Source organism: Kitasatospora sp. NPDC058190, from assembly GCF_042883685.1.
In the GTDB taxonomy this organism is placed as follows: Bacteria; Actinomycetota; Actinomycetes; order Streptomycetales; family Streptomycetaceae; genus Kitasatospora.
Map to the genome: position 1 here is coordinate 18,953 of NZ_JBHVVI010000044.1, position 18,786 is coordinate 37,738.

Consider the following 18,786-nt stretch of genomic DNA (forward strand, 5'->3'; position numbering starts at 1 on the left):
GCCGCCGTGCCCCGATGCCCGGGTGGTGAAGGTCCCCTCCTGCTCACCCGGTGCCGGACGCCCGACTGTACGAGGAGTCGTAGGCATGGCACCGGCGATGGCCCCTGATTCTCGAACCGGGCTCGGCGTGATCGGCGCCGCCACGCGCATGTGCTCCCGTCCTCCGTACCGGCAGGCGCCCTGGGCCAGGTTCGATCGGGTTGAGACGGTGTCAGGGCCGCCCGGTGGCCAGCATGGCGATCCGGGTCGCGGCGGCGCGCAGTCCGCCGAGGACAGCGGCCCGGATCGGGCGTCGAGCATCGCGGGCACCTCCGGGGGGGACCGCGTCGGCGGCCCTTGCCCGGATGGCCGCGTGGCACTCAGCCAGGGGCCCTATCACGAGATCACCGCAGGCCCAAATCTCCATGTGCAACCCACACTTGGCTCTCTTGCACCCAGCAGCGCCGATCGGCCATCGCAGAGGAGGGCCTGTGTCTTCACAGTTCATGACCGTCAAGGAGACTGCGGAGTATCTCAACATGTCCGTTCAGTGGGTCTATCGGGAGGCGTCCCGGGTCGGCCTCGTTCCGTACCGGTTCGGGCGGGGGCAGAACGCCAAGCTGCAGTTCAAGGTCGCGGAGGTCCAGGCCTGGGTGAAGCAGCAGCGGATGTCCGGCACCTAAATCCGGCCGAACGTTGGGGCCCTGTTCCGGTGTGGAACAGGGCCCCACGCGTGTCAGGCCGCGAGGCCGAGGTCGAGCACCTGGGCGGCGTGGCCGATGGAGCCGGGCATGAGGTGGCGGTAGATCTTGAAGGTGATGTCGATGCTCTTGTGGCCCATCCACTCGGCGACGTCGGTGATGGGGATGTTGTGGCCGAGGCAGTTCGAGGCGAAGAAGTGGCGCAGGCCGTAGATCGTCATGCCCTCGGGGATGTCGACATCGTTGACCCTTTTGATCCTCTGCCACTCGTTCTGCAGGTAGTAGTACGGGAACGGCTTGGTGATGTCCAAGGGGTGGCGGAGGAGGTAGCCGTCGACGGTGCCGTACTTGTCCGCGTACGAGAGGATGCTGAGCCGAGTTCGGGCTGGCAGCGGGACGTCGCGGTAGTCGCCTTCCTTGCGGTGCTTGAGCGGGGCGTAGCCCTTGGTGGTCTGGTTGACCTGTTCGGTGACGCGGTAGACGTCTTCGGCGACGATGTTGTTGACGTTCACGGCGGCGGCCTCGCCGTTGCGCAAGCCACACCCGCTCATGAGGTCGGCGATCAGGAGAAAGGTGTCGTCTGCTGAGGAGCGTATGCCCTGGAGCTGGGCGGGGGACGGGATGACGGCACAATTCGGGTCGTACTGGGGCGGCTTGACGCCGTCGAGCGGGCTCTCGTCGTACAAGCCCAGGCGGTGCGCGTCGAGGAGTATCGCCTTGAGCTTGTCGAAGGCGTTGGACTGGGTCGCCAAGCCAACGCCGTTGCGCTCCATGGTCTGGATGAAGGCGTCGACGACCTTGTGGTCGAACGTGCCCATCCGGCGGCTGTGGAAGGCGGGGAAGAGGTGGTGTTCAAGGAGTGAGTCGAGGTGTTTCAGCGACGCCGGGCCGAGGTCGCGCTGGCCGGCCTTCCACTCCGCGACGTACGCCCCGAACTGCATCACGCCGTACTTGCGGATGCGGTCCGCCTTGGTCTGATTCTCCGGCCGGGCGCGCTTCGCGCGGTAGAGCTCTGTGAGCCGGTCGATCGCCTCCGCCTGCGTGGGGAATCCGGACTCCTCGGTCTGCCTGCCGGCCGCGTTGCGGTAGCGGATCTTGTACTCGTGGGAGCACCTCGACCACCGGCCCTGCGGGTGCTCGCAGTCCTTGAAGAAGGTGCCCATGCCGTGCACCAGGTTCCTCGCTGCCATCGCCGGCGGCCTCCGTCCCGTCCAATGCTGACGTTTTGCTGACGGCAGATGGTCCACCAGGCCTCTGACCTGGGAAGAAACGGCAAACCCGTGATATGTGGTGGAACTTCATCGGGCGGTCTCACGAAGACATTACCCGAGCGCGCGAGGAATGGATGAGTTCCGCGAACTCCGTCCGATTCGGAGAGGTCCAGGGCTACCCGGGCGACCGCCTCCCCGCCCCCGAACTCCCGGGAATCCCCTTGAAGCCGCGCGGACGCACCCGCTGACCTGCGCAGTCGTCGGGCGGGAAGTGCGGCAGGCCGACTACTGCACTCCCTGCCCGCAGCACCCTCGGCACCCTCACGCGAGCTCTCGGCCAGGCCCCGTCGGCCGGCACTCCCGCAGCTGGCGCATCACAGGGTTCGACCATCCGTAACAGCGTCTGCCCGGACCGATGCTGACTCGATGCTGACTTATCCGACGCATCGTCAGCTGACATTCGACGCCTTCGTGCGCATCGCCGCCGACACATTCACGGACGGTCAGACTGGCGCTGCAGGGGGCGGCGAGGACGGAAGCCGGCAAGGACGAAACTGCCAAAGACGGGACTGCTCCGACCCCCTCTCCGAGCAGGCCAAAGCAGGCGTTCCTATGTCGCCAGGAAGCGAGTCGGCACGGCACGAGCCCGCCTCGCGAAAGGCTGCGGTGGGCCCTGTCCAGACCGGGCCAGGACCCTGGCAGCTACCCTCCAGTCACCGCTGGGCAGACCTGGTACGGGACGCCGTCCCTCGACAGCAGCTTCGTCACCCGCTCCGTGTGACTCACCGGGGCAACCAACATCAGGAGCGCCTGTGCTCGGGACGCCCCGACGTAGAGAACGCGCCTGGCTTCGCTCTGAAACCCGAACTCCCAGTCGTCGAGGACCGTCCGACCGGTAGCATCCTTGCGCATCCTCGCCGGAAGGGTCGCTCCACGGCCGGGAACTCCTGGCCCTTCACGCCATGGATCGTCGAGGACAGGAGCTCGGATGCGGCTTCTGCCTTGAGGAGTCCTTCCCAGACATCGGTCGTGGGGGCCCGGAAGTGGGAGCGCCCGCGTGCCAGTTACGTACCCCCACCTCGTCCTTCCAGCCGGGGTGGGGATTGGCGTCGGCCGAGGGCCGATGATTCATGACTCCTTGGGCAATGCAGGGCTGCCGTACTCTTCGAGCGCGTCGAGCACGGTCCGTAAGTCCAGCTGGGTGTCCGCGCTGCCGGGACCGTTCGCTCTGGCGGACGAGAACCGGCCGTCCGGAAAGAATTCCACCCGCAGCGTCCAGTCGAGCAGTGAGAACCGCATCGCCCCGTCCTGCTCGCGCATGACCTGCCAGCCGTAGAGGCGGGCTGTCTCGCCCAGGTAATGGGCGTCATGGCTCACCGGTGCAGGCTCGGGTTCCGTCATGGCCCCGATGCTCGCGTGACTGGCGCCTCGGCGCCAGCCGCCATGCCGCACGGTTGGGGACTCGGCGAGGGGCGCGGCCGAGCTGACCTGCCGCTGTGGGGCCCGCTCTACCGTGGAGATATGGGCGGCAGCCAGGTGGCCCCGGGCATCGGCGCTGGTGGTGACCGGCTGCTCTGACCATCGGCCGGACTTGATTGATCTCGGTTCCGCTGTTCAACGGCGGACATGGTCAGCCGGAAGGAGCGAGAAGATGGGTACACCTCCGAACGATCCGGTGCCGCCCAACCCGACACCGGCTCCAGGCCCCGGTGGGCCGGAGCCCGAACCCGTGCCCGGCCCGGTTCCCACGCCGGGTGGTCCCGATCCGGTACCGCCGGCTCCTCCGCAGCCCGAGCCCGATCCGCAGCCACCCCCTGCGCCCGCGCCGGAACCGGGCCCTCACCCTGGCCCGATGCCGGGACCTGTACCGGCACCCGAGCCGGTCACCTGACCGGCTCGACGGGCAGAGAGATGATCGTGCCCACGAATCGCGCTCGCCGTCTACTGCCGAAAGCGGGACTTCTCCAGGACCACCGAGCCCACCGGCAGCAGGGCACGCCGGGTGTCGGACGAGCCCGCTTTCGTGGTGCAGATCACGGTGCCAGCACCCTGCACTTCGACTTCCTGCTTGAGGTGGACGGCGTCCTCAAGCCCTGGGCAGTGCCCAAAGGGCCCTTCGACCTACGTGCTGTGCGACGACACCGCCACCCTGGTCTTCCTCGCCGACCAGGCGTGCATCACTGCGCACCGGTTCCTCTCCCGCGCCAGCAGGCCGAACCACCCCGACCGCCTGGTCTTCGACTTCGACCCTCCCGACGACGACTTCGCCCTGGTCCGCCAGGCCGCCCTACAACTGCACGAGCTGCTCGACGAGTTGCGCCTGCCGTCAGTCGCGATGACCAGCGGCTCCCGTGGCCTGCACGTCATCGTGCCCTGGACCGCCGCAGCCCCTTCGACGACGTCCGCGCCTTCGCCCGCAGCCTCGCCGACTTGCCCGCCGTCCGGCCGCCAGGGGCGCCGGTAGCCGCGCCGCTGACCTGGTCCGAGGTCGAAGACCCTGCGATCGCGCCCAGAGCTTCACCATCAAGTCCGTCATCGACCGTCTCGACCACGACCCCTGGCAGGTCGCCCTTCGACGCGGCCGTGCCATTACCGCTGCTGCACGACGCCTCGAAACACTCCGTGAAGGTGCGAATGAAGGTGCGGAAGCGAGGAAGACGCGATGAGGCAGCGGGATCGCAGGAGCGCCATGTTCGGGCTGAAGCTCGAGCCCTGCGAGCCGCACCCACCACCCGCCTGAGAGCCGCTGCCCATCGGCTGGCCGCCCCGCCTGGGCCCGGCTTACCGAGCGTGCCCTCAGTGGCGTGAATACTTGAGGGCGATGAGGGATCGGCCTCGCGCCGCTCGGCATCTACCTCGTCGCACAGTCGACCATCGTCCCGGTCAGCGGCTTCCATCCGCACCACTCTGAGGTTCGGGATGTCTAGGACCGCCGTCACCGCCGCCGTGATGTTCGCCCTCGCATCCGGCAAGGCCCGCACTGACGCCACCCCGTCCTCAAGTCCGAGGGCAGTGGCACCCTCGTCGACGGCCTGCTCGCCGCACCGTCGTTCTCGGCGGTTGAAATCGATTTCCCGGCCCTCACACAGCACCCCCCATGCCCCGGGCAGCGTGGCGGCAATCGGGATGACGGTCCGGCGCGCGACCGCGGCGTCGTCCGGCCCTGCACTGGGTCGGAGCCGTTCGCCGCGCGGACACCGGGTGGTTTCCGGCGGCTCATGGCGCGTGCAGCGCGCTCTCGCAGGCGTGGCACCGCTGATCAGCCAGCGGCGCTGGATACCAGGGCTCGCCCGGACGCATGGGCCGGTAGTGGGAATGCTCCATCGGACCGGTGTCCAGACCGCACAGGGTGCGCGGCAGCGGATCCTCCGGCACCTCAGGGTCAGCGCCGGCGGCGTGCACGGCCAGCACCACCGGCTCCACGCCGTCCGGCCCCAGTGCCTCGTCCTGCTCAAGCTCGAACAAGACGACGATCGATCCCATGACGTCGAGCGTCGAGCAGACTTGCGCGGCCCACACCCCGGGGTAGGCCGTCCGGGCTTCCCCGGTGCAGCGGTGCACCCTCCGGGCGACAGCGTCGAGCCCATCCGACGCGGTCCGCGCCCAAGGGTGGCCTATCGTGGGCCTCCCACGGGTCAGCAGCACCGCTCGAACGCCAGCACTCAGCCCTTGAGACGGGGCGCCACGGTGTAAGTGAGTTCATCGGGTCGGGGGCAGTCGTGAACGAGCAAATCGACGCCCGCCGTGTCATCAACCGCTACTTCGCCGAGCAGAAAACCACTGCTCGCACCGAGACAGGTCTTGGCAGTGGTGACGCGCGGGGCGTGCGCACGCAGCGGGAACGGTTCGCCCGCACCGGCCGGCTCGGCGCCGACGACGTTAAGCGGTTGCGGATGTGGGCGACCAACCAGGCCGTGTCCGCCCTTGCGCACCTTGCGCAGCAGCCCCGCTCCGCCGCCGTGATCGACGAGGCCATTCGCGGCTGCCAGCTCGTCGCCCGCTGGGCCGATGCGCAACCACCGCCCGCGTGCGGACACTCCTGATCCGGCCCTCCTGGTGCGATACCTGCCGTGCGTGGCGGAGCGCCACCGGCGGTCCGGTTCGTCAGGATGCCCACCGTGACCACCAAACCCGCTTCCGAAGCAAACTTGGCCCGCGCCCGCGCGCAGTCGTGCCCGGCCTGCGGCCATCCGCGCAGCTGGGTTCTCACCGAGGTCGCCATCCTGGCCGGCGACTGCACAGGCGTATCGCAGCCGGAACCGTGCCCAGCCGGGGCGGCGAGCGGCCGGGCTGCCTGCCCATCGATCTCCACGAAAAGGTGCCGGCCTCGTCCGCGTACACCGGCACGCCATCGGCCGTCAGCTCGCCTGTGCATGGTCCAGTCGACGCGATGCACTGGCGCGAGAGGTCTGGAGGGGGCAGGCTCAAAGACGGGACAGCTTCCCACGCCGGAGGAGGCCCGACGATGTCGACCCGGCAACCCTTCCGCTTCAAGAGCACCGGCATCGCCGCCCCGCTGCTGCGGATCAGCACCGCGCGGACTCCCGGCGGGGCCGAGGTCGTCCGCCTTGATGGCGAGGTGGACCAGGACCAGCGCGTCCGGCTGCAGCGCGCGCTCGACCGGGCGGTGGGCGATCGCCCGCAGCTGCTGGTCGTCGATCTCTCCGGCCTGGCATTCTGCGACTCCACCTGCCTGAACGTGTTGCTGTCCGCCCGTGCCGCCGCGCAGGCGGCGGGCGTGGAGCTGGTGCTGGCCGCGCTGTCGTCCCAGGCCAGGCGGCTGCTGGAGATCACCGGGACCGACGAGGTCTTCACCGTCCGCGACAGCGTCCGCGCCGCACTTGCCGGAAACGGGTGAGGCCATCGTGGACAGGCTCTCGCGCGTGCGCTGACCCTGCCCGGCACGCCCGGTGGACACGGGCCGCCCGAGGCCGTCGTAGTCGCCTTCAATGTGTAAACCGCCCCGTGTCGCTATCCTCCTATGTCGGCCCGACCGCCATTCGAACCGAGGGGGTGCGGAGTCAAGTTGGTTCGCATCGCCACGAAACTGCCACCAAGATCACCGCGCCAACGCCTTCCGGCCGGTCTGAAGAGGCTGGCCGACGTACGCGGTCGGGGGCAGCCTCATACCGGTGAACCTCTCTGCTCTACCCAATGCACGGCATCGGTAGCCGCGCGGGAGACCCGTCGATCGAGGCGGCGAAGCCCGTCACCGGAAGATGTCCGTTCCGGCCACCAAGCGGTCGGGCGTCCGAGTGCAGGCGTGTTGCCCGGTCGCCTCGGTCCGTCTTGGTGAATGGCGGCGTGCCACAGGAACAACAACATTGCGGCTATGCCGCTTTCAGTTCCTTCGCGGTTTCCTTCGAGAGTCCGACTCTGACCAGGGCAGAGGCCAGCCGTGCCATGGCTTTGCCTGGGGCCAGGTCGCCCAGTGCTGCCGGGTCCCGGGGCAGGCCGAGCGAGGCGGCGACCTTCCGGGCTCGCTGGTCGAAATAAGGGCGCAGTTCGGGCCAGATCGCTTGTGCCTCGCGGCAGAAGATGTCCGCGCCGACAGGTCCGATCCTGGGCACCTCCTGGAGTAGCTTGCGCAGCTTCCCGATGTCCCCGTCTGCCTCATCACGCAGCTTGCGCAGGTCGCCGTGCCAACGGTCCAGGACCAACTCGGCGCCGTCGCCGAGCGCGGTCGCCGTGCTCTCGTCGTAACGGACGTAGTGCGCGCGGCCCAAGGCGTCGACACGGGCCTGCCAGTCCGACCCCGCCATTTTTCCGGGGCTTCGGAAGCCTGCTTTGAAGAGTTCGCGGGCTGCCGCCACGGCGATCTCGGCCTTGATCCGAACTGAACACAGCACGGTGAACATGAGCAGCTGGTAGAGCGGAGCCGGGGTGTTGCGCAGGCGAATCCCAGCTTCCTCAGCGTAGGTCCGCCCGTGCTCTCGCAGCAGACGCGCAGTCATCTTCTTCTCGTCCATCGCACGAACCTCCTTTCCCGACCGCGCTGTCCGACAACAGCGCGGTCCACTCTTGGGACTGCACGTGACCGATCGGGATTGCTGCTACTCCTCGGCCGGGAGATCCAGATCCTCCACGTTGACGCGGCGGACATGAACGGCTGCTTCTTCGGCCGACAGCCCCGCGTGATCATCTGTTTCCTCGGCCACTTCCTGCTGGGTAGTGCGTTCGCGGAGGCCCTCGTCCTCGGAGACCAGCCGACCGGCCGTCGGCTCGGTCGTATCGTCAGCCGCCTGGGATGGGATCTCCGCCTCCTCCTGGGCCAGTCGATCTGCGAGCGGCTCGCCGTGTTGCTGCTCGGCCGGGGTGGTGCCATATGACTCCGCCGCGACCGGACGGTCGACGGGGACGGCCGGGCGCTGCGGATCCTCCGCGCGCTCGGCAGTGGGTGCCTCGCCGTGAAGGTCGGGGATGCCCTCGTCGTCGGGCGGGACTCCAGGATCGTGGGGTTCGGCGTTCATGGTTCGCTCCTGCTAGGACATGCCCTGCCCGTCTGCGAGCAGCGGCGAGGCATGTCTTTCGGGGGATGATGAGGTTGTCATTTCCGGGGTACTGGGTTGATTCCGGTCGTCATGGAAGTGCCGTGAGAGCAGAACGGCCGTTCCCTGAGCCCGCCGCGACCGCCGGCTGGACACGTCGATCCGCGATTGCCGCCCCCGCTCGCGGAGCTCGTGGTGGTCCACGGCACCACCCTCCTCTGCTCGCTCCACCCGCGCGGCTACCCGGGTAGGCCGAGCTAACACGAACTGCACTGCTGTGGGGCCGCTGCGGGTTGTCGAAGCAGGAATTCGCGGCTTGGCGGGCGACCGTCATCGAGGCTCTGCGTCCTCGGCAGCCTCCGTCTTCAGTAGACGTTTGGCGGCGAGCAGTTCCTTGCGGGCCTTCTCATCCGCCATGGGGTACTGCGGGTCGATGTCCATCAGTGCGCGGATGAGGATCCCCATTCACCGTCGAAGACGAGCAGTCCGTCGTCGCGCAGGCGGGCCCCGCCCGTTGGTCGGTGTTCCGTCAGGCGTCCGTTGTGCGCCAGATGCTGCACCCGGACGCGTCGGGCCAGTACGGCGAAGTCGGCGATGATCCGTCGATGGCAGCGCCACCAGAGCGTTTCGCCGCACATGACGGCGGTGCGGGTGACAGAGGCCTGCGCCAGTAGCTCGTCCATGGCGGCGATGAAGTCGGGGTGGCGGCTGTAGCCCGCATATCCGCGGAACGAGGTGTTCTCCCAGAAGGTGTCCGGGGACTCCGGGGCCGCCTTCCGGAAGCCACCCAATCGCGGCTCCCACCGGTAGTCGATGCCGTGCTGGGGCAGCCACGAGGCGAGCGCCCCGCGTCCCGCGTCCGGGTTGCGGCGGCTACCGGGAGCGGTTCGTACGTCCACCACGACCCGCACACCCGCGTGGTGAAGGAACGAGGCCAGTTGGTCACGCGTCGCAAGACCGTGCCCGAAGGTCAGCAGGGTGACGGGATCAGGTGGCTGTGCCATCGTGATCGCTTCCCTGACTCAGGAGGCGGCGCGCAGGCGCTTGCGCCCGCCCTTCTGGACGGCCTCCTGGAGCTGGTCGCGGTTCATCGTCGAGCGGTGCGGGACGTCCAGCTCGGCCGCCCGCTGGTAGAGCTCGGCCTTCGTGAGCTGGTCGAGGTCCTCATTCTTCGCAGTGACCCGCTTCTTGGCGGGGGTTGGGGCCTCGGTGGGCTTGGTGGAGGTGGTTTTGGTCCCGGCGGCGGCCTTGGGTGTGCGGTCGGGCTTGCGTGCCCGCTGCCGTTCACCGGCCGTAGCCGGCTCCGTCTTGGTCTTGCCGCCCTCGGCGGTTTCCAGACTGCGGCGCAGCACGTCCATCAGGTCGACGACATTGGTGGCCTCTGCGGGCGGGCCTTCGGAGCGCACGATCTCCCGGCCGGCTGCCTTGTCCTCGACGAGCTTGCGGACCTGCTCGGCGCAGGTGTCGTGGTAGTCGTCGGGGTTCCAGTCGACTTCGAGCGTGCCGATGAGTTGTTCGGCGGTCTCCAGTTCCTGCGCGGACAGTTTCACGTCCTCCCCGGGCAGGGCGTCGACCTCGCGCTCGGGGTCGCGGACGTCGGCGGCGAAGTGCATGGTGTGGAGCTCCAGCAGGCCGCGGTCGGCGCGCACCGCGGTCAGGTATTCCTTGCCGCGCATCGCGAACATCGCCAGCCCGGCCCGGTTGGAGCGGGCGAGGGACTTCGCCAGCAGGGCGTAGATCTTGGCGTACTCGGGTCCGCGGGGCCCGAGGTAGTAGGTCCGGTCGAAGAAGATCGGGTCGACCTGGTCGAGGTCGACGAACCCGGAGATGTCGATGGTCTTGGACCGGCCGGGGGAGATCTGTTCCAGTTCCTCCGGCTCGATGACCACGTACTCGCCCTCGGCCATCTCGTAGCCTTTGACGATCTCCTCGTACGGGACTTCCTCGCCGGTGCGCTCGTTGACCCGCTTGTTGCGGACCCGGTCACTGGTGTCGCGCTGCAACTGGTGGAACCTGACCGAGTGATCCTCGGTGGCGGTGTACAGAGCGACGGGCACAGTCACCAGCCCGAAGGTCAGTACGCCCGTCCACACTGGTCTGGCCATCACCGGCCTCCCTTCCACGTCACCCGGCGGCTTCCGCCTCCACTAGCCGAGCCGCTTCCTGGTCTCCGGGGCCGGGCCGTCTCACCCGGTTCAGCCCTCCAGTGCGTCGGCGATGCGGTGCAGCATGCCGCTGCCGGTCGGGTGGCGCGGCGCGGTCTCGCGCACGGCCTGCATCCGTTCGCCCATCTCCCGGAGCTCCTTGCGGCCGAGCGTGGACCGGATCCTCGGGAACCAGGTGCTCTCCTCCTGGTCGATGTGCCGCTCGACGGATCAGGTGTGGTCATGACGTCGTCCAGGGGGATGAGCTCCGACACCCGCCGGCTTCCCGGCGATGCCGGTCGCAAACCCTAGAGCTCCGGCGCTGGTGGCTTGGTTGCTCGCCTCGCTGGTCACGGCCCGACCTGGCGTCATAGGGGATTGAGGCGGCGGCTGAGTTCCTCGAGGTAGTCGTCGCCGTAGGCGGCTGCGACATCGTCGAGGTCGATCATCGGCGGGATGTCGATCACCGGCTGCCGCTCTGCGAGAAACACGGCGGTCTCCTGCACGATCCGCACCTCATCGGCGCCCGGGATGTGCAGCTGGTCGACTACGGCCTCGGTCGCCTGGAAGCGGGAGGTGATCTCTTCGCCGGCCGTGGGGAAGCGCACGAGGTATTCGTGATCGCCCAGGGATTCGATCTGAATGTCCGCAGCCACTGTTTGTCCCTTCCCAGGCCGGGCCGGCTCAGTGCACCGGCGATGTGGGTGGAGTTACTTCGGTCAGCCGTCCGGTGGCGACGTCGTAGATGAACCCTCGGACGGCGTTGCGGTGCTGCAGGAACGCGCTGCTCTTGACCCGCCAGATCGAGCGCCGGACGTCGGTCTCCAGGTCCCGGAAGCTCTCCACTGGCCAGTACGGTCTGATCCCCGTCTCGGACTGGATCTGCTTCTTGAACACGTCGTCGCTGATGTTGAGCAGCGGGCAGTCGGTGTGGTGGATGAGGATGATCTCACGCGTTCCCAGGAACCGCTGGCTGATCGCGAGGGAGCGGATCTCGTCGTCGGTGATGACTCCACCAGCGTTGCGGATCACGTTCGCCTCGCCCGGGCGCAGGCCGAGGATGGCGTAGATGTCCATGCGGGAATCCATACAGGCAACCACGGCGACCTGTTCCGACGGCGGCCCTGGAAGCGGGCCGGGGAAGCGGTCGGCGTACTCCTCGTTGTTCTTCAGGTATCGGTCGGTGGCCGACATCTCTGCCTCCTCCCTTGGCCGGGCAGCGCGGGCGGCAGGAGCCGAGACGCGGGCCGCTGCCCGGTCGTCGCGGGCGCGGGTTCCTTTCAGCGTCGCTCCGCCGACCCGCTCCGCCAATGTCCACCATGGCCGAGGTGACCGCGCTACGCATCCGTGCTCGCTTCATTCGGCCCCGGGCATGGTGTCGTAGCGGCGGGCCTAGTGGAACCGAACAGGAAGGACGCGTCCCGTTTTGCGCTGAGGAGGTTCGCGGGGTGGTGTCGCGCGGGCAGCCCGGCTTTCAGGCCGGGGCGGGTCTCACCTGCGCGGCTGGCGGGCGCGGGAGCGAAGAAGATTTCCGCCTCCACCGCCTGAGAGATCCTGAAGCTGGCCGGTGGAGGACGCGGCGCTGACCGTCCGTGCGGCCGGTCAGGGTCGCACGGTTCAGGGATTTCGTCCGCCGCTGTCGTCCGACGGCTCATGATCCCGCGAGCGGTGCCGCCGCAGGTACCAGACCAGCAGGGCGACGGCGGTGATCACGACGATCGCTGGCGGCGACCCCGCCGACCATTCCCTCATCCTGGCGTAGGCGATTCCGGCGAAGTAGCCGAGGAGGGTGACCCAGCGACCGGAAGAAGGCGATGAAACGGCCCACGAAGACGGCGGCCGGCCCGCGCCGACGATCAGGTCCTGCACGGTGTCAACCTGCTTGGCATGGCGCCGCAGCGGCCGGGTGCGAAGGAGCGCCCGACCAAGGTGACGGCCGATCTCATAGCCGGCAGAGTCGCCGAGGACGGCCGCGCAGACAAAGGGTCGGCGGCAGCACCGTCGCGGTCTCCTCCGGCAGCCCCACCCTCGGCGCGCACGCGATCCGCCGCACTGACGGCACCGTGACCATCGTCGTGATGGGAAGCCCGATCGAGCCCGGTCCGCGCTCCCGCAGCAGCTGCTTCGACCGGGCTACCACCGAGCCCATCGTGGTCCCCCAGTCGGTCTCCACCAGCCGTGGTGGCACATCAGCGCTCCGGGTGCGACGGGTCAGTGCGGTCCGCCCGGGGTCAGGAACTCCCGCAGCCTTTCCATGAGCGGGCGCTCGGGCGGCGGCAGACGGTCGGCGGCCCGTTCGGTCGGGCGCTGGTGCCGAGGCCGGCCGGAGGAGAGCTCCTTGGTCTCGCGGGCGCGAGCGGCGAGGACGCGCAGCTCGGCCTCGGTGGTGACGGCCCGCACGGCCGGGAAGAGCTGCGCCTCCTCTTCGCTGGCGTGCCGGGTGACCTCCTCTGTCAGGCGGGCCACCAGACGGTCGAAGTGGGGCGAGCCGACCCTGGTCGGACGGAGATCCGTCAGCAGGGCCTCCACCGCGCGGTGGTCGGCGAGTTCGCGTTCCACCAGGGCCGGCCCGTCGGCCAGTCGGTCGCGGGCGAGCGGGTACAGGTGCTCTTCCTCGGCACGGGTGTGGCGCACCAGCTGGTCCGTCACGAGGTCGGCCAGCTCCTTGCGCTGCGGATCTCCGCCGGGAAGGCCGCTGAGTTCGCTGAAGTGGATCCGTACGGCCTGGTGGTCGGCGGTGAGCTGGTCCAGCAGGTCTTCGTCGTGGTGCACGGCTGTTCCTTCCTGCGAGGTGTCACTCCGGCCAGCGGGTCCGGGTCAGCCCTCCAGTGCGTCGGCGATGCGGTGCAGCATGCCGCCGGAGGTCGGGTGGCGCGGCGCGGTCTCGCGCACGGCCTGCATCCGCTCGCCCATCTCCCGCAGTTCCTTGCGGCCGAGCGTGGCCCGCACCTGCGGGAACCAGTCGCTCTCCTCCTGCTCGATGTGCCTTTCGACGGCGTCGATCAGGACGGCGGTCTTGGCGTCGTAGCCCTCGTCGTCGGGGGCCATCCGGCTCAGCTCCTCGCAGAGCAGGTCCGCGACGTGGTGCTCCTGCTCCGCGCGGTCCATGGACTCGGCGAGCCCGGGCACCTCCTGGCGGATCCTGGGGTAGAGCAGTTCGTCCTCCAGGTAGGTGTGGACGGTCAGCGACTCGATGATCCGTTGGACCGTCCTGTGCCGCGCCGGGTCATCGCGGTCACCCTCGGCGAGCCCGTGGTACTCGCGAAACAGGCGGCGGACTTCCTTGTGGTCCTCCCGCAGCAGGACGATGGCATCGTTCGACATCGTCGGCCTCCTCGTCGACGGCCCCCGCCGCCCGGGCGTGTCCCCGGGCGGACCGGCGCCAAACGCGGAACCGCCGACAGGATTACCGCCGCAGGTCCGGGGGCAGCCGTCAGACACGTCCCGGTTCCGGAACGACCGCCGGGACGGCCAACGTCAGCAAAGCGGCGCGGGCGATGCGCGAGGCAACCGACCAGGCACCGGCGGCGACCGGATGGGCCTGATCGGCGGCCGCGTCCTGCCCGCCTTGCTCGCGACCGGCTATCCGGGCGTGTACCTGCGGTACTCGGAGGTCCCGTCGAGGACGGTGCCGGCAAGGGACTACGAGGGGGGACGTCCCGCCTGGGCAGCCGGACCACTCACGCGCAGCTGTCCTCGAAGCGCTCGGCGACTTCCACGAGGAGTGCCGCCTGACATTCACCCCACCCGGCCACAAGCAGGGCCGGGGCACCGAACCCCAGGTGCGCGCAGCGCTCGGCGATGCCCTTGTACGACCCCCTGGTGGTACCGGATGGCTGCGAGCGCGCGCTGCCCACCGATCCGGACGCCATCCGCTTCCTTCCCGAGGCGCTACGGCACGGCAAGCCGGTCGCGGTGCTGGGTCGGGCGTCGAGCCACCCCGGCGGCCGGGTTCGGCACGCCGAACGGGCTGGCCCGGGGTGGCGGTCTGCGCCGACGGCGAGCGGCCGGGGCCGGCGTTCTGGGAGGAGTCCACGGGGATGGACGGGCACCACCGCTTCCCGTCCCAGTATCGGCCCGCGGTCCCGTCGCCGGTCAGGCGGTCAGGCGGTCAGGCGACGGCCTCCGCCCGGGCGCGGAGTGCGGAGTCGATGCCCTGCAGGAAGTGTTCGAGGTCGTCGGGGTTGCGGGAGGTGATCAGCCGCCAGCCGTTGGCGTCGTCGGTGACCAGCGGTTCGTCCGCCCAGGTCGCGCCGGCGTTGGCGAGGTCGGTGCGCAGCGAGGGGTAGGAGGTGAGCTGTTTGCCGTAGGCGACGCCCGCCTCGGCCAGCAGCCACGGGCCGTGGCAGACGGCGGCGACCGGCCGGCCGGAGGTGGTGAAGGCAAGCACCACGGCCACCGCCTCCAGGCGCAGCCTGAGGCGGTCCGCGTTGAGGGTGCCGCCGGGGATGAGCAGCAGGTCGTAGTCAGTGGGGTCGATCTCGGCGAGGGTATGGGTCGGGCGTACGGTCTCGCCCGGTCGCTTGTCCCGGACCAGGGTGCGGATGTCGTCCCGGTCGGGGGCGGCGATGTCGACCCGCACGCCGTCGTCGCGCAGGTGCCGTACGGGGACGAGGAGTTCGTCCTGTTCGACGCCGTAGTTGGTCACGATCGCCAGGACCTTGGTGTGGTGGGTCATCTCTCCTCCTGGGCAGCGGTGATGCGCGTCGGGCGCGGACGGCCGCGCCCCGGATGCCAGCGGGTACCCGGCATTCCCACGACCATGTCGGATTGGCCGTTCCCGATCTGGGTTAGCCGCGTGGCACCGGCGGGCCGAGGACGCCCGTCCCGCACCTCGGAGGTCCACGGTGAGTATCAGACGAAGATCCTGGGCCGTGGCGATGCGCCGAAGGACTGGCCACCGGCAGACCGCGCACGACGAACCCGACCGCTCCCCGATGCATGGCAGCGGTCAGCCGCGCCCCCGGCCGTCGCTCGCCGACGCGCCCGCGGCGGGCCGGGAGGACGAGGACGAACCGGACCAGCCGGAGCCCTGGCGGCGGACACGGCCGCACCGTGAGGGCGGAACCGAGACACAGCACAGATAGTGGCCGTTGTCGGCGCGACCGGTCGCCAGGGCGGCGCCCTCGCGGCCGCGATCCCGCCGAACCGGACCGGGACTTCACTGTCCGCGCCGTGACCCGCCACCCGGCTCGGCCACCGCGAAGGCACTTCGGCGTGAGGGGGCGGAGGTGATCCAGGGTGGAGCCTGGAGCGGGCTTCGACGGCGGGTATACGGCGCCTACCTGGTGACGAACTTCTGGGAGCACAGGTCCGCCGACCGAGAGAAGGCCCAGGCTGCTCGCCCCGGCGACCGAGTAACGCCGGTGTCCAGCAAGCGGTGTGGTGGACCCTGGACGACACCCGCGAGTGCGTCTCGCTCGCCCTACGACTGCTGCTCCTGATGGATACCAGCCGGCTCGCGGGCATCGCCGTTCAGGACATCGGGCACACCACGCTGGCGGTCCTGCGGCGGGGCACCGTCAGCGCCATCGTGAGTGTCGCCGGAGAGGCCCTGACCCTCACCAAGATGACCGTGGCTATGACGAAGGCCCTCGGCGAGCCGGTGACCTACCGGCTGGTGGTCCCGGATGCCTTTCAGGCCCAGGACTTCCCTGGTGCCAAAGAGGCCTGGAGCATGTTCCAGTACTGCGCCAAGTGCGAACGCCACTTCCTCGCCCCGCACGACCCCGGCCGGCGTCCGGCTGCTCACCCCGCACCTCCAGGCTTCGCCAAACTGGCTGACCGCCCACCGCGCGAAGCTGCGCGCCGCCCTCGCTGGCTGATCCCCGGTGACCGGCTTCCCGCCGCCGGTTTTCTGGCAAGGGTGCCGGGCAGACGCCCTCCAGAGGGGACCGACTGCTGTGGAGGAGACATGACCCAGAAGATCAGGGATGTCATGACCGCCGGACGGTCACCGTCCCCCGGCTGGCCTCGGTGCGCGACGCGGCCCGGTGGATGCGCGACACCGCCATCGGCGATGTACTGGTGTCCGACGACGGACAGTTGTGCGGCCTGGTGACCGATCGCGACCTGGTGGTCCGGGTGCTCGCCGAGGGCAAGGACCCGGACAGCACGAACGTCGGCGACGTCTGCAGTTGTGAGCTGGTCAGCGTCGCTCCGGACGACGATGTCCAGCATGCCGTCGATCTGATGCGCCGACACGCCCTGCGCCGCCTGCCCGTGCTGGACGACGGCCAGGCTGTGGGTATCGTGTCGCTCGGCGACCTCGCGATGGACCGCGACCCGGGCTCCGCGCTCGCCGCCATCAGCGACGCGGCGCCCAATACCTGACACAGATCCGCATATTCGGGCCCCGGACCGGGTCGTCCGGGGCCTTCCGACGGGCTCAGTCCAGCGGTTCGGCGCGGGCCGGACGGCCCAGCGGGAGCGTGGTGATGATCGTCCGGACCTCTCCCTCGCCGTCGATCTCGGCACGGACGGCGCCGGAGTCGTCCACGTACACCTCGGTACCCTCACTGCCCATCGCCCCGGTGGCGGTGAGCACGATCTCGCGGTTGGGGTCGGTGACGACCAGGCGGTAGTGCTTGGCGGTCTTCATGGCTCGTCCCTTCGTCACTCGTCGTCCCGTCACTCGTCATCGTCCCCGTCGGTGGCCGCGCGGCCACCGTAGCGCGCCTGCCACTCGCGGGCGCGGGCGTTGTGCCACTCCACGCCCTGCTCCGCCTGCCGTACGGACAGGCCGCTCAACCGGGCGACCGTGCCGAGCGGGACGGGTCCGTCGCAGTCCGTGAGCGCCCGGCAGACCCTCCCCGCCCACTGCTCCTCGGGGACGAAGACACGATGGCGGTAGTACGCCACCAACTCGGCGAGGTGGTCCACGGAGCAGGCGATGATCACCCTCTTGCCGTCCAGGTTGGGGTCGGTCGGATGCAGCGCTGATGAGTCCGGCACCAGCGCGCTGAGCAGGTCCGTCTCGGGGACGGCCTGACCGCAGTGGTCGCACAGGTCGAGCGCTTCCACGTCGTCGGCGGACGAGCCGTCCGCCGGGGGTCCGATGTCCTCCATGCCGCGCGCCTACCCCGCCCGGGCGGGACGAACCCGTCCGGTGTGAGCGGCACCGGGCGGGTAGGCGCTTCAGTGGTCCCGGTTCACGAGCCGCCCGCGATGCTGGTCCTACCTGCAGGCATGTGTGCGGCTCGGTCCCGGAGGACCGGAGCCGCACAGCGCCCCGGGGGCTCAGCCCGGGTTGATCCGGCCTCGCCAGCCGCCCTCCTCCCGGCCGCGCTGCTCGATGAACTCCTTGAACCGCTCCAGATCCCCCTTCACCCGGCGGTCGACCACGCCCAGGACGTCGCCGGCCTTCTCGGCCATGCCCTCGGGCCGGAAGTCGATGGCCATGTTGATGCGAGTGTGCCGATCGTCGAGCCGTTGGAAGGTCACGACGCCCTTCTGCTCCACATCGCCGTCCGTGGTCCGCCAGGCGATCCGCTCGTCGGGAAGCTGGTCGACGATCTCGGTGTCGAACTCCCGGCTGACGCCGCCGATGCTGGTCCGCCAGTGGTTGTGGCGGTCGTCCAGCTGGGTTACGGAGTCGACGCCCTCCATGAAGCGCGGGAACTCCTCGAACAGCGTCCACTGGTTGTACGCGGCGTGCAGGGGGACGTCGACGTCGACGGACTCCTTCACCATGCTCATCTGTGGCCTCCTCGCGTGCTGCGACCGGGACGTTCCCGGCCGACCGCGCGTGTGCCCGCCCGTGGCCGGCGTAACCATCCCACCGGGTCCGGCGCGGTGGCCGACTGCGGCGTCCCCGGGTTGCAGGACTGAGCCCCAGACTCGGAGGTCGCCGTGTACGCGAGATGTGAGCCGACCCTGCGGTGTCACCGCAGCGAGGACGGTGGCGATCTCGCGGGTAATCCCCACCTGGAGGAAGCCGTCCACGCTCTCCCAGACGAGGTCACCCTTCCCGTGTGCCCGAATGTCCTCCCCGCCTTGCCGGTTGTCCGGCCACGGGTCAGTCCAGCATGAAGATCATGCCTACCAGCATCGTGGACACCGCCAGCGCCACCAGCACGATCAAGACGGCGGGCCAGGGCCCCCAGGCCCGCCGGACTTCGACCGGCTCCGGATGGGAGATGCCGTGGATTCCCCCCTCGGCCGGCGGGGTGTCCCCGCCGGGCAGCGCGCCGTGTTCGTCCAGCGCCGGGGTGCGGTCGGGTTCGGGATCTGGCGTGGTCATGATGTCGTCCCAGGTGGAAGC

At 69.5% G+C, this 18,786-nt stretch carries 23 protein-coding genes and 1 pseudogene; 6 read left to right on the top strand and 18 right to left on the bottom strand.

The window, feature by feature from the left end:
- Window positions 1-470: 470 nt before the first annotated feature.
- Entirely contained in the window at window positions 471-662 is a 192-nt protein-coding gene (locus ACFVWU_RS20915; RefSeq protein ID WP_387622974.1) for a helix-turn-helix domain-containing protein, read from the top strand.
- A gap of 53 nt (window positions 663-715) precedes the next feature.
- Here ACFVWU_RS20915 and ACFVWU_RS20920 read toward each other — a convergent pair whose 3' ends face one another.
- On the bottom strand, window positions 716-1,870 hold the full coding sequence (locus tag ACFVWU_RS20920; protein WP_387622977.1) for a tyrosine-type recombinase/integrase: 1,155 nt from the start codon (window positions 1,868-1,870) through the stop codon (window positions 716-718).
- Window positions 1,871-1,965: 95 nt separating this feature from the next.
- Between ACFVWU_RS20920 and ACFVWU_RS20925 the strand changes: the two are divergent.
- Window positions 1,966-2,139 (top strand): annotated as a pseudogene (locus ACFVWU_RS20925) (pirin family protein); the annotation flags it as partial.
- An 880-nt stretch (window positions 2,140-3,019) separates the two neighbouring features.
- Here ACFVWU_RS20925 and ACFVWU_RS20930 read toward each other — a convergent pair.
- Window positions 3,020-3,292, bottom strand: coding sequence for a hypothetical protein (locus tag ACFVWU_RS20930; RefSeq protein WP_387622979.1), 273 nt, complete (start codon window positions 3,290-3,292; stop codon window positions 3,020-3,022).
- Window positions 3,293-4,016: 724 nt separating this feature from the next.
- On the opposite strand from ACFVWU_RS20930, the gene ACFVWU_RS20935 reads away from it, so the two are divergent.
- Window positions 4,017-4,355 carry a hypothetical protein gene (locus tag ACFVWU_RS20935; RefSeq protein WP_387622982.1) on the top strand — a complete coding sequence of 113 codons (339 nt, stop codon included), beginning with the start codon at window positions 4,017-4,019 and terminating at the stop codon, window positions 4,353-4,355.
- Between the two features lie 752 nt (window positions 4,356-5,107).
- On the opposite strand, the gene ACFVWU_RS20940 is transcribed toward ACFVWU_RS20935, so the two are convergent.
- Window positions 5,108-5,374 (bottom strand): hypothetical protein, encoded by a 267-nt coding sequence (locus ACFVWU_RS20940; protein ID WP_387622984.1) that lies wholly within the window; start codon window positions 5,372-5,374, stop codon window positions 5,108-5,110.
- A gap of 236 nt (window positions 5,375-5,610) precedes the next feature.
- Here ACFVWU_RS20940 and ACFVWU_RS20945 point away from each other — a divergent pair, with 236 nt between their 5' ends.
- Together ACFVWU_RS20945 and ACFVWU_RS20950 are read left to right on the top strand one after the other, a co-directional pair.
- Window positions 5,611-5,934 carry a hypothetical protein gene (locus ACFVWU_RS20945; RefSeq protein WP_387622987.1) on the top strand — a complete coding sequence of 108 codons (324 nt, stop codon included), beginning with the start codon at window positions 5,611-5,613 and terminating at the stop codon, window positions 5,932-5,934.
- A gap of 422 nt (window positions 5,935-6,356) precedes the next feature.
- On the top strand, window positions 6,357-6,749 hold the full coding sequence (locus ACFVWU_RS20950; RefSeq protein ID WP_387622990.1) for an STAS domain-containing protein: 393 nt from the start codon (window positions 6,357-6,359) through the stop codon (window positions 6,747-6,749).
- Between the two features lie 472 nt (window positions 6,750-7,221).
- On the opposite strand, the gene ACFVWU_RS20955 is transcribed toward ACFVWU_RS20950, so the two are convergent.
- The 11 genes from ACFVWU_RS20955 to ACFVWU_RS21005 form a co-directional block, all read right to left on the bottom strand.
- Window positions 7,222-7,860, bottom strand: a complete 639-nt coding sequence (locus ACFVWU_RS20955) for an endonuclease (protein WP_387622993.1) — start codon at window positions 7,858-7,860, stop codon at window positions 7,222-7,224.
- Between the two features lie 84 nt (window positions 7,861-7,944).
- Entirely contained in the window at window positions 7,945-8,361 is a 417-nt protein-coding gene (locus ACFVWU_RS20960; protein ID WP_387622996.1) for a DUF5709 domain-containing protein, read from the bottom strand.
- 458 nt (window positions 8,362-8,819) lie between these two features.
- Window positions 8,820-9,383: a DUF488 family protein gene (locus ACFVWU_RS20965; protein WP_387622998.1), complete on the bottom strand. Its 564-nt coding sequence runs from the start codon at window positions 9,381-9,383 to the stop codon at window positions 8,820-8,822.
- A gap of 18 nt (window positions 9,384-9,401) precedes the next feature.
- Complete coding sequence (locus ACFVWU_RS20970; RefSeq protein ID WP_387623001.1) at window positions 9,402-10,484, bottom strand: Ku protein; 1,083 nt, start codon at window positions 10,482-10,484, stop codon at window positions 9,402-9,404.
- 407 nt (window positions 10,485-10,891) lie between these two features.
- Window positions 10,892-11,179, bottom strand: a complete 288-nt coding sequence (locus ACFVWU_RS20975) for a hypothetical protein (protein ID WP_387623004.1) — start codon at window positions 11,177-11,179, stop codon at window positions 10,892-10,894.
- A gap of 28 nt (window positions 11,180-11,207) precedes the next feature.
- Window positions 11,208-11,717: a beta-class carbonic anhydrase gene (locus ACFVWU_RS20980; RefSeq protein WP_387623007.1), complete on the bottom strand. Its 510-nt coding sequence runs from the start codon at window positions 11,715-11,717 to the stop codon at window positions 11,208-11,210.
- A gap of 423 nt (window positions 11,718-12,140) precedes the next feature.
- Complete coding sequence (locus ACFVWU_RS20985; RefSeq protein WP_387623009.1) at window positions 12,141-12,392, bottom strand: hypothetical protein; 252 nt, start codon at window positions 12,390-12,392, stop codon at window positions 12,141-12,143.
- A gap of 342 nt (window positions 12,393-12,734) precedes the next feature.
- Window positions 12,735-13,295: a hemerythrin domain-containing protein gene (locus ACFVWU_RS20990; protein WP_387623012.1), complete on the bottom strand. Its 561-nt coding sequence runs from the start codon at window positions 13,293-13,295 to the stop codon at window positions 12,735-12,737.
- A gap of 45 nt (window positions 13,296-13,340) precedes the next feature.
- Window positions 13,341-13,847, bottom strand: coding sequence for a hemerythrin domain-containing protein (locus ACFVWU_RS20995; protein WP_387623014.1), 507 nt, complete (start codon window positions 13,845-13,847; stop codon window positions 13,341-13,343).
- Window positions 13,848-14,634: 787 nt separating this feature from the next.
- On the bottom strand, window positions 14,635-15,201 hold the full coding sequence (locus ACFVWU_RS21000) for a DJ-1/PfpI/YhbO family deglycase/protease (RefSeq protein WP_387623016.1): 567 nt from the start codon (window positions 15,199-15,201) through the stop codon (window positions 14,635-14,637).
- Between the two features lie 747 nt (window positions 15,202-15,948).
- Window positions 15,949-16,275, bottom strand: coding sequence for a hypothetical protein (locus ACFVWU_RS21005; RefSeq protein WP_387623019.1), 327 nt, complete (start codon window positions 16,273-16,275; stop codon window positions 15,949-15,951).
- A gap of 224 nt (window positions 16,276-16,499) precedes the next feature.
- Between ACFVWU_RS21005 and ACFVWU_RS21010 the strand changes: the two genes are divergently transcribed.
- Complete coding sequence (locus ACFVWU_RS21010) at window positions 16,500-16,856, top strand: CBS domain-containing protein (RefSeq protein ID WP_387623022.1); 357 nt, start codon at window positions 16,500-16,502, stop codon at window positions 16,854-16,856.
- A gap of 55 nt (window positions 16,857-16,911) precedes the next feature.
- Here the strand turns inward: ACFVWU_RS21010 and ACFVWU_RS21015 are convergent, their stop codons facing one another.
- The 4 genes from ACFVWU_RS21015 to ACFVWU_RS21030 form a co-directional block, all read right to left on the bottom strand.
- Window positions 16,912-17,124 (bottom strand): DUF6296 family protein, encoded by a 213-nt coding sequence (locus ACFVWU_RS21015; RefSeq protein ID WP_387623025.1) that lies wholly within the window; start codon window positions 17,122-17,124, stop codon window positions 16,912-16,914.
- Between the two features lie 29 nt (window positions 17,125-17,153).
- Window positions 17,154-17,591 carry a hypothetical protein gene (locus tag ACFVWU_RS21020; RefSeq protein WP_387623028.1) on the bottom strand — a complete coding sequence of 146 codons (438 nt, stop codon included), beginning with the start codon at window positions 17,589-17,591 and terminating at the stop codon, window positions 17,154-17,156.
- Window positions 17,592-17,762: 171 nt separating this feature from the next.
- Window positions 17,763-18,221, bottom strand: coding sequence for an SRPBCC family protein (locus ACFVWU_RS21025; RefSeq protein WP_387623031.1), 459 nt, complete (start codon window positions 18,219-18,221; stop codon window positions 17,763-17,765).
- A 319-nt stretch (window positions 18,222-18,540) separates the two neighbouring features.
- On the bottom strand, window positions 18,541-18,765 hold the full coding sequence (locus ACFVWU_RS21030) for a DUF6480 family protein (protein ID WP_387623033.1): 225 nt from the start codon (window positions 18,763-18,765) through the stop codon (window positions 18,541-18,543).
- Window positions 18,766-18,786 lie beyond the last annotated feature (21 nt).

What these genes read in the sequence shown, in the direction of transcription:
- ACFVWU_RS20920 (WP_387622977.1), bottom strand. Translation starts at nt 1,870, where the DNA reads ATGGCAGCGAGGAACCTGGTGCACGGCATGGGCACCTTCTTCAAGGAC.
- ACFVWU_RS20930 (WP_387622979.1), bottom strand. Translation starts at nt 3,292, where the DNA reads ATGACGGAACCCGAGCCTGCACCGGTGAGCCATGACGCCCATTACCTG.
- ACFVWU_RS20940 (WP_387622984.1), bottom strand. Translation starts at nt 5,374, where the DNA reads ATGGGATCGATCGTCGTCTTGTTCGAGCTTGAGCAGGACGAGGCACTG.
- ACFVWU_RS20950 (WP_387622990.1), top strand. Translation starts at nt 6,357, where the DNA reads ATGTCGACCCGGCAACCCTTCCGCTTCAAGAGCACCGGCATCGCCGCC.
- ACFVWU_RS20955 (WP_387622993.1), bottom strand. Translation starts at nt 7,860, where the DNA reads ATGGACGAGAAGAAGATGACTGCGCGTCTGCTGCGAGAGCACGGGCGG.
- ACFVWU_RS20960 (WP_387622996.1), bottom strand. Translation starts at nt 8,361, where the DNA reads ATGAACGCCGAACCCCACGATCCTGGAGTCCCGCCCGACGACGAGGGC.
- ACFVWU_RS20965 (WP_387622998.1), bottom strand. Translation starts at nt 9,383, where the DNA reads ATGGCACAGCCACCTGATCCCGTCACCCTGCTGACCTTCGGGCACGGT.
- ACFVWU_RS20970 (WP_387623001.1), bottom strand. Translation starts at nt 10,484, where the DNA reads ATGGCCAGACCAGTGTGGACGGGCGTACTGACCTTCGGGCTGGTGACT.
- ACFVWU_RS20980 (WP_387623007.1), bottom strand. Translation starts at nt 11,717, where the DNA reads ATGTCGGCCACCGACCGATACCTGAAGAACAACGAGGAGTACGCCGAC.
- ACFVWU_RS20995 (WP_387623014.1), bottom strand. Translation starts at nt 13,847, where the DNA reads ATGTCGAACGATGCCATCGTCCTGCTGCGGGAGGACCACAAGGAAGTC.
- ACFVWU_RS21000 (WP_387623016.1), bottom strand. Translation starts at nt 15,201, where the DNA reads ATGACCCACCACACCAAGGTCCTGGCGATCGTGACCAACTACGGCGTC.
- ACFVWU_RS21015 (WP_387623025.1), bottom strand. Translation starts at nt 17,124, where the DNA reads ATGAAGACCGCCAAGCACTACCGCCTGGTCGTCACCGACCCCAACCGC.
- ACFVWU_RS21020 (WP_387623028.1), bottom strand. Translation starts at nt 17,591, where the DNA reads ATGGAGGACATCGGACCCCCGGCGGACGGCTCGTCCGCCGACGACGTG.
- ACFVWU_RS21025 (WP_387623031.1), bottom strand. Translation starts at nt 18,221, where the DNA reads ATGAGCATGGTGAAGGAGTCCGTCGACGTCGACGTCCCCCTGCACGCC.
- ACFVWU_RS21030 (WP_387623033.1), bottom strand. Translation starts at nt 18,765, where the DNA reads ATGACCACGCCAGATCCCGAACCCGACCGCACCCCGGCGCTGGACGAA.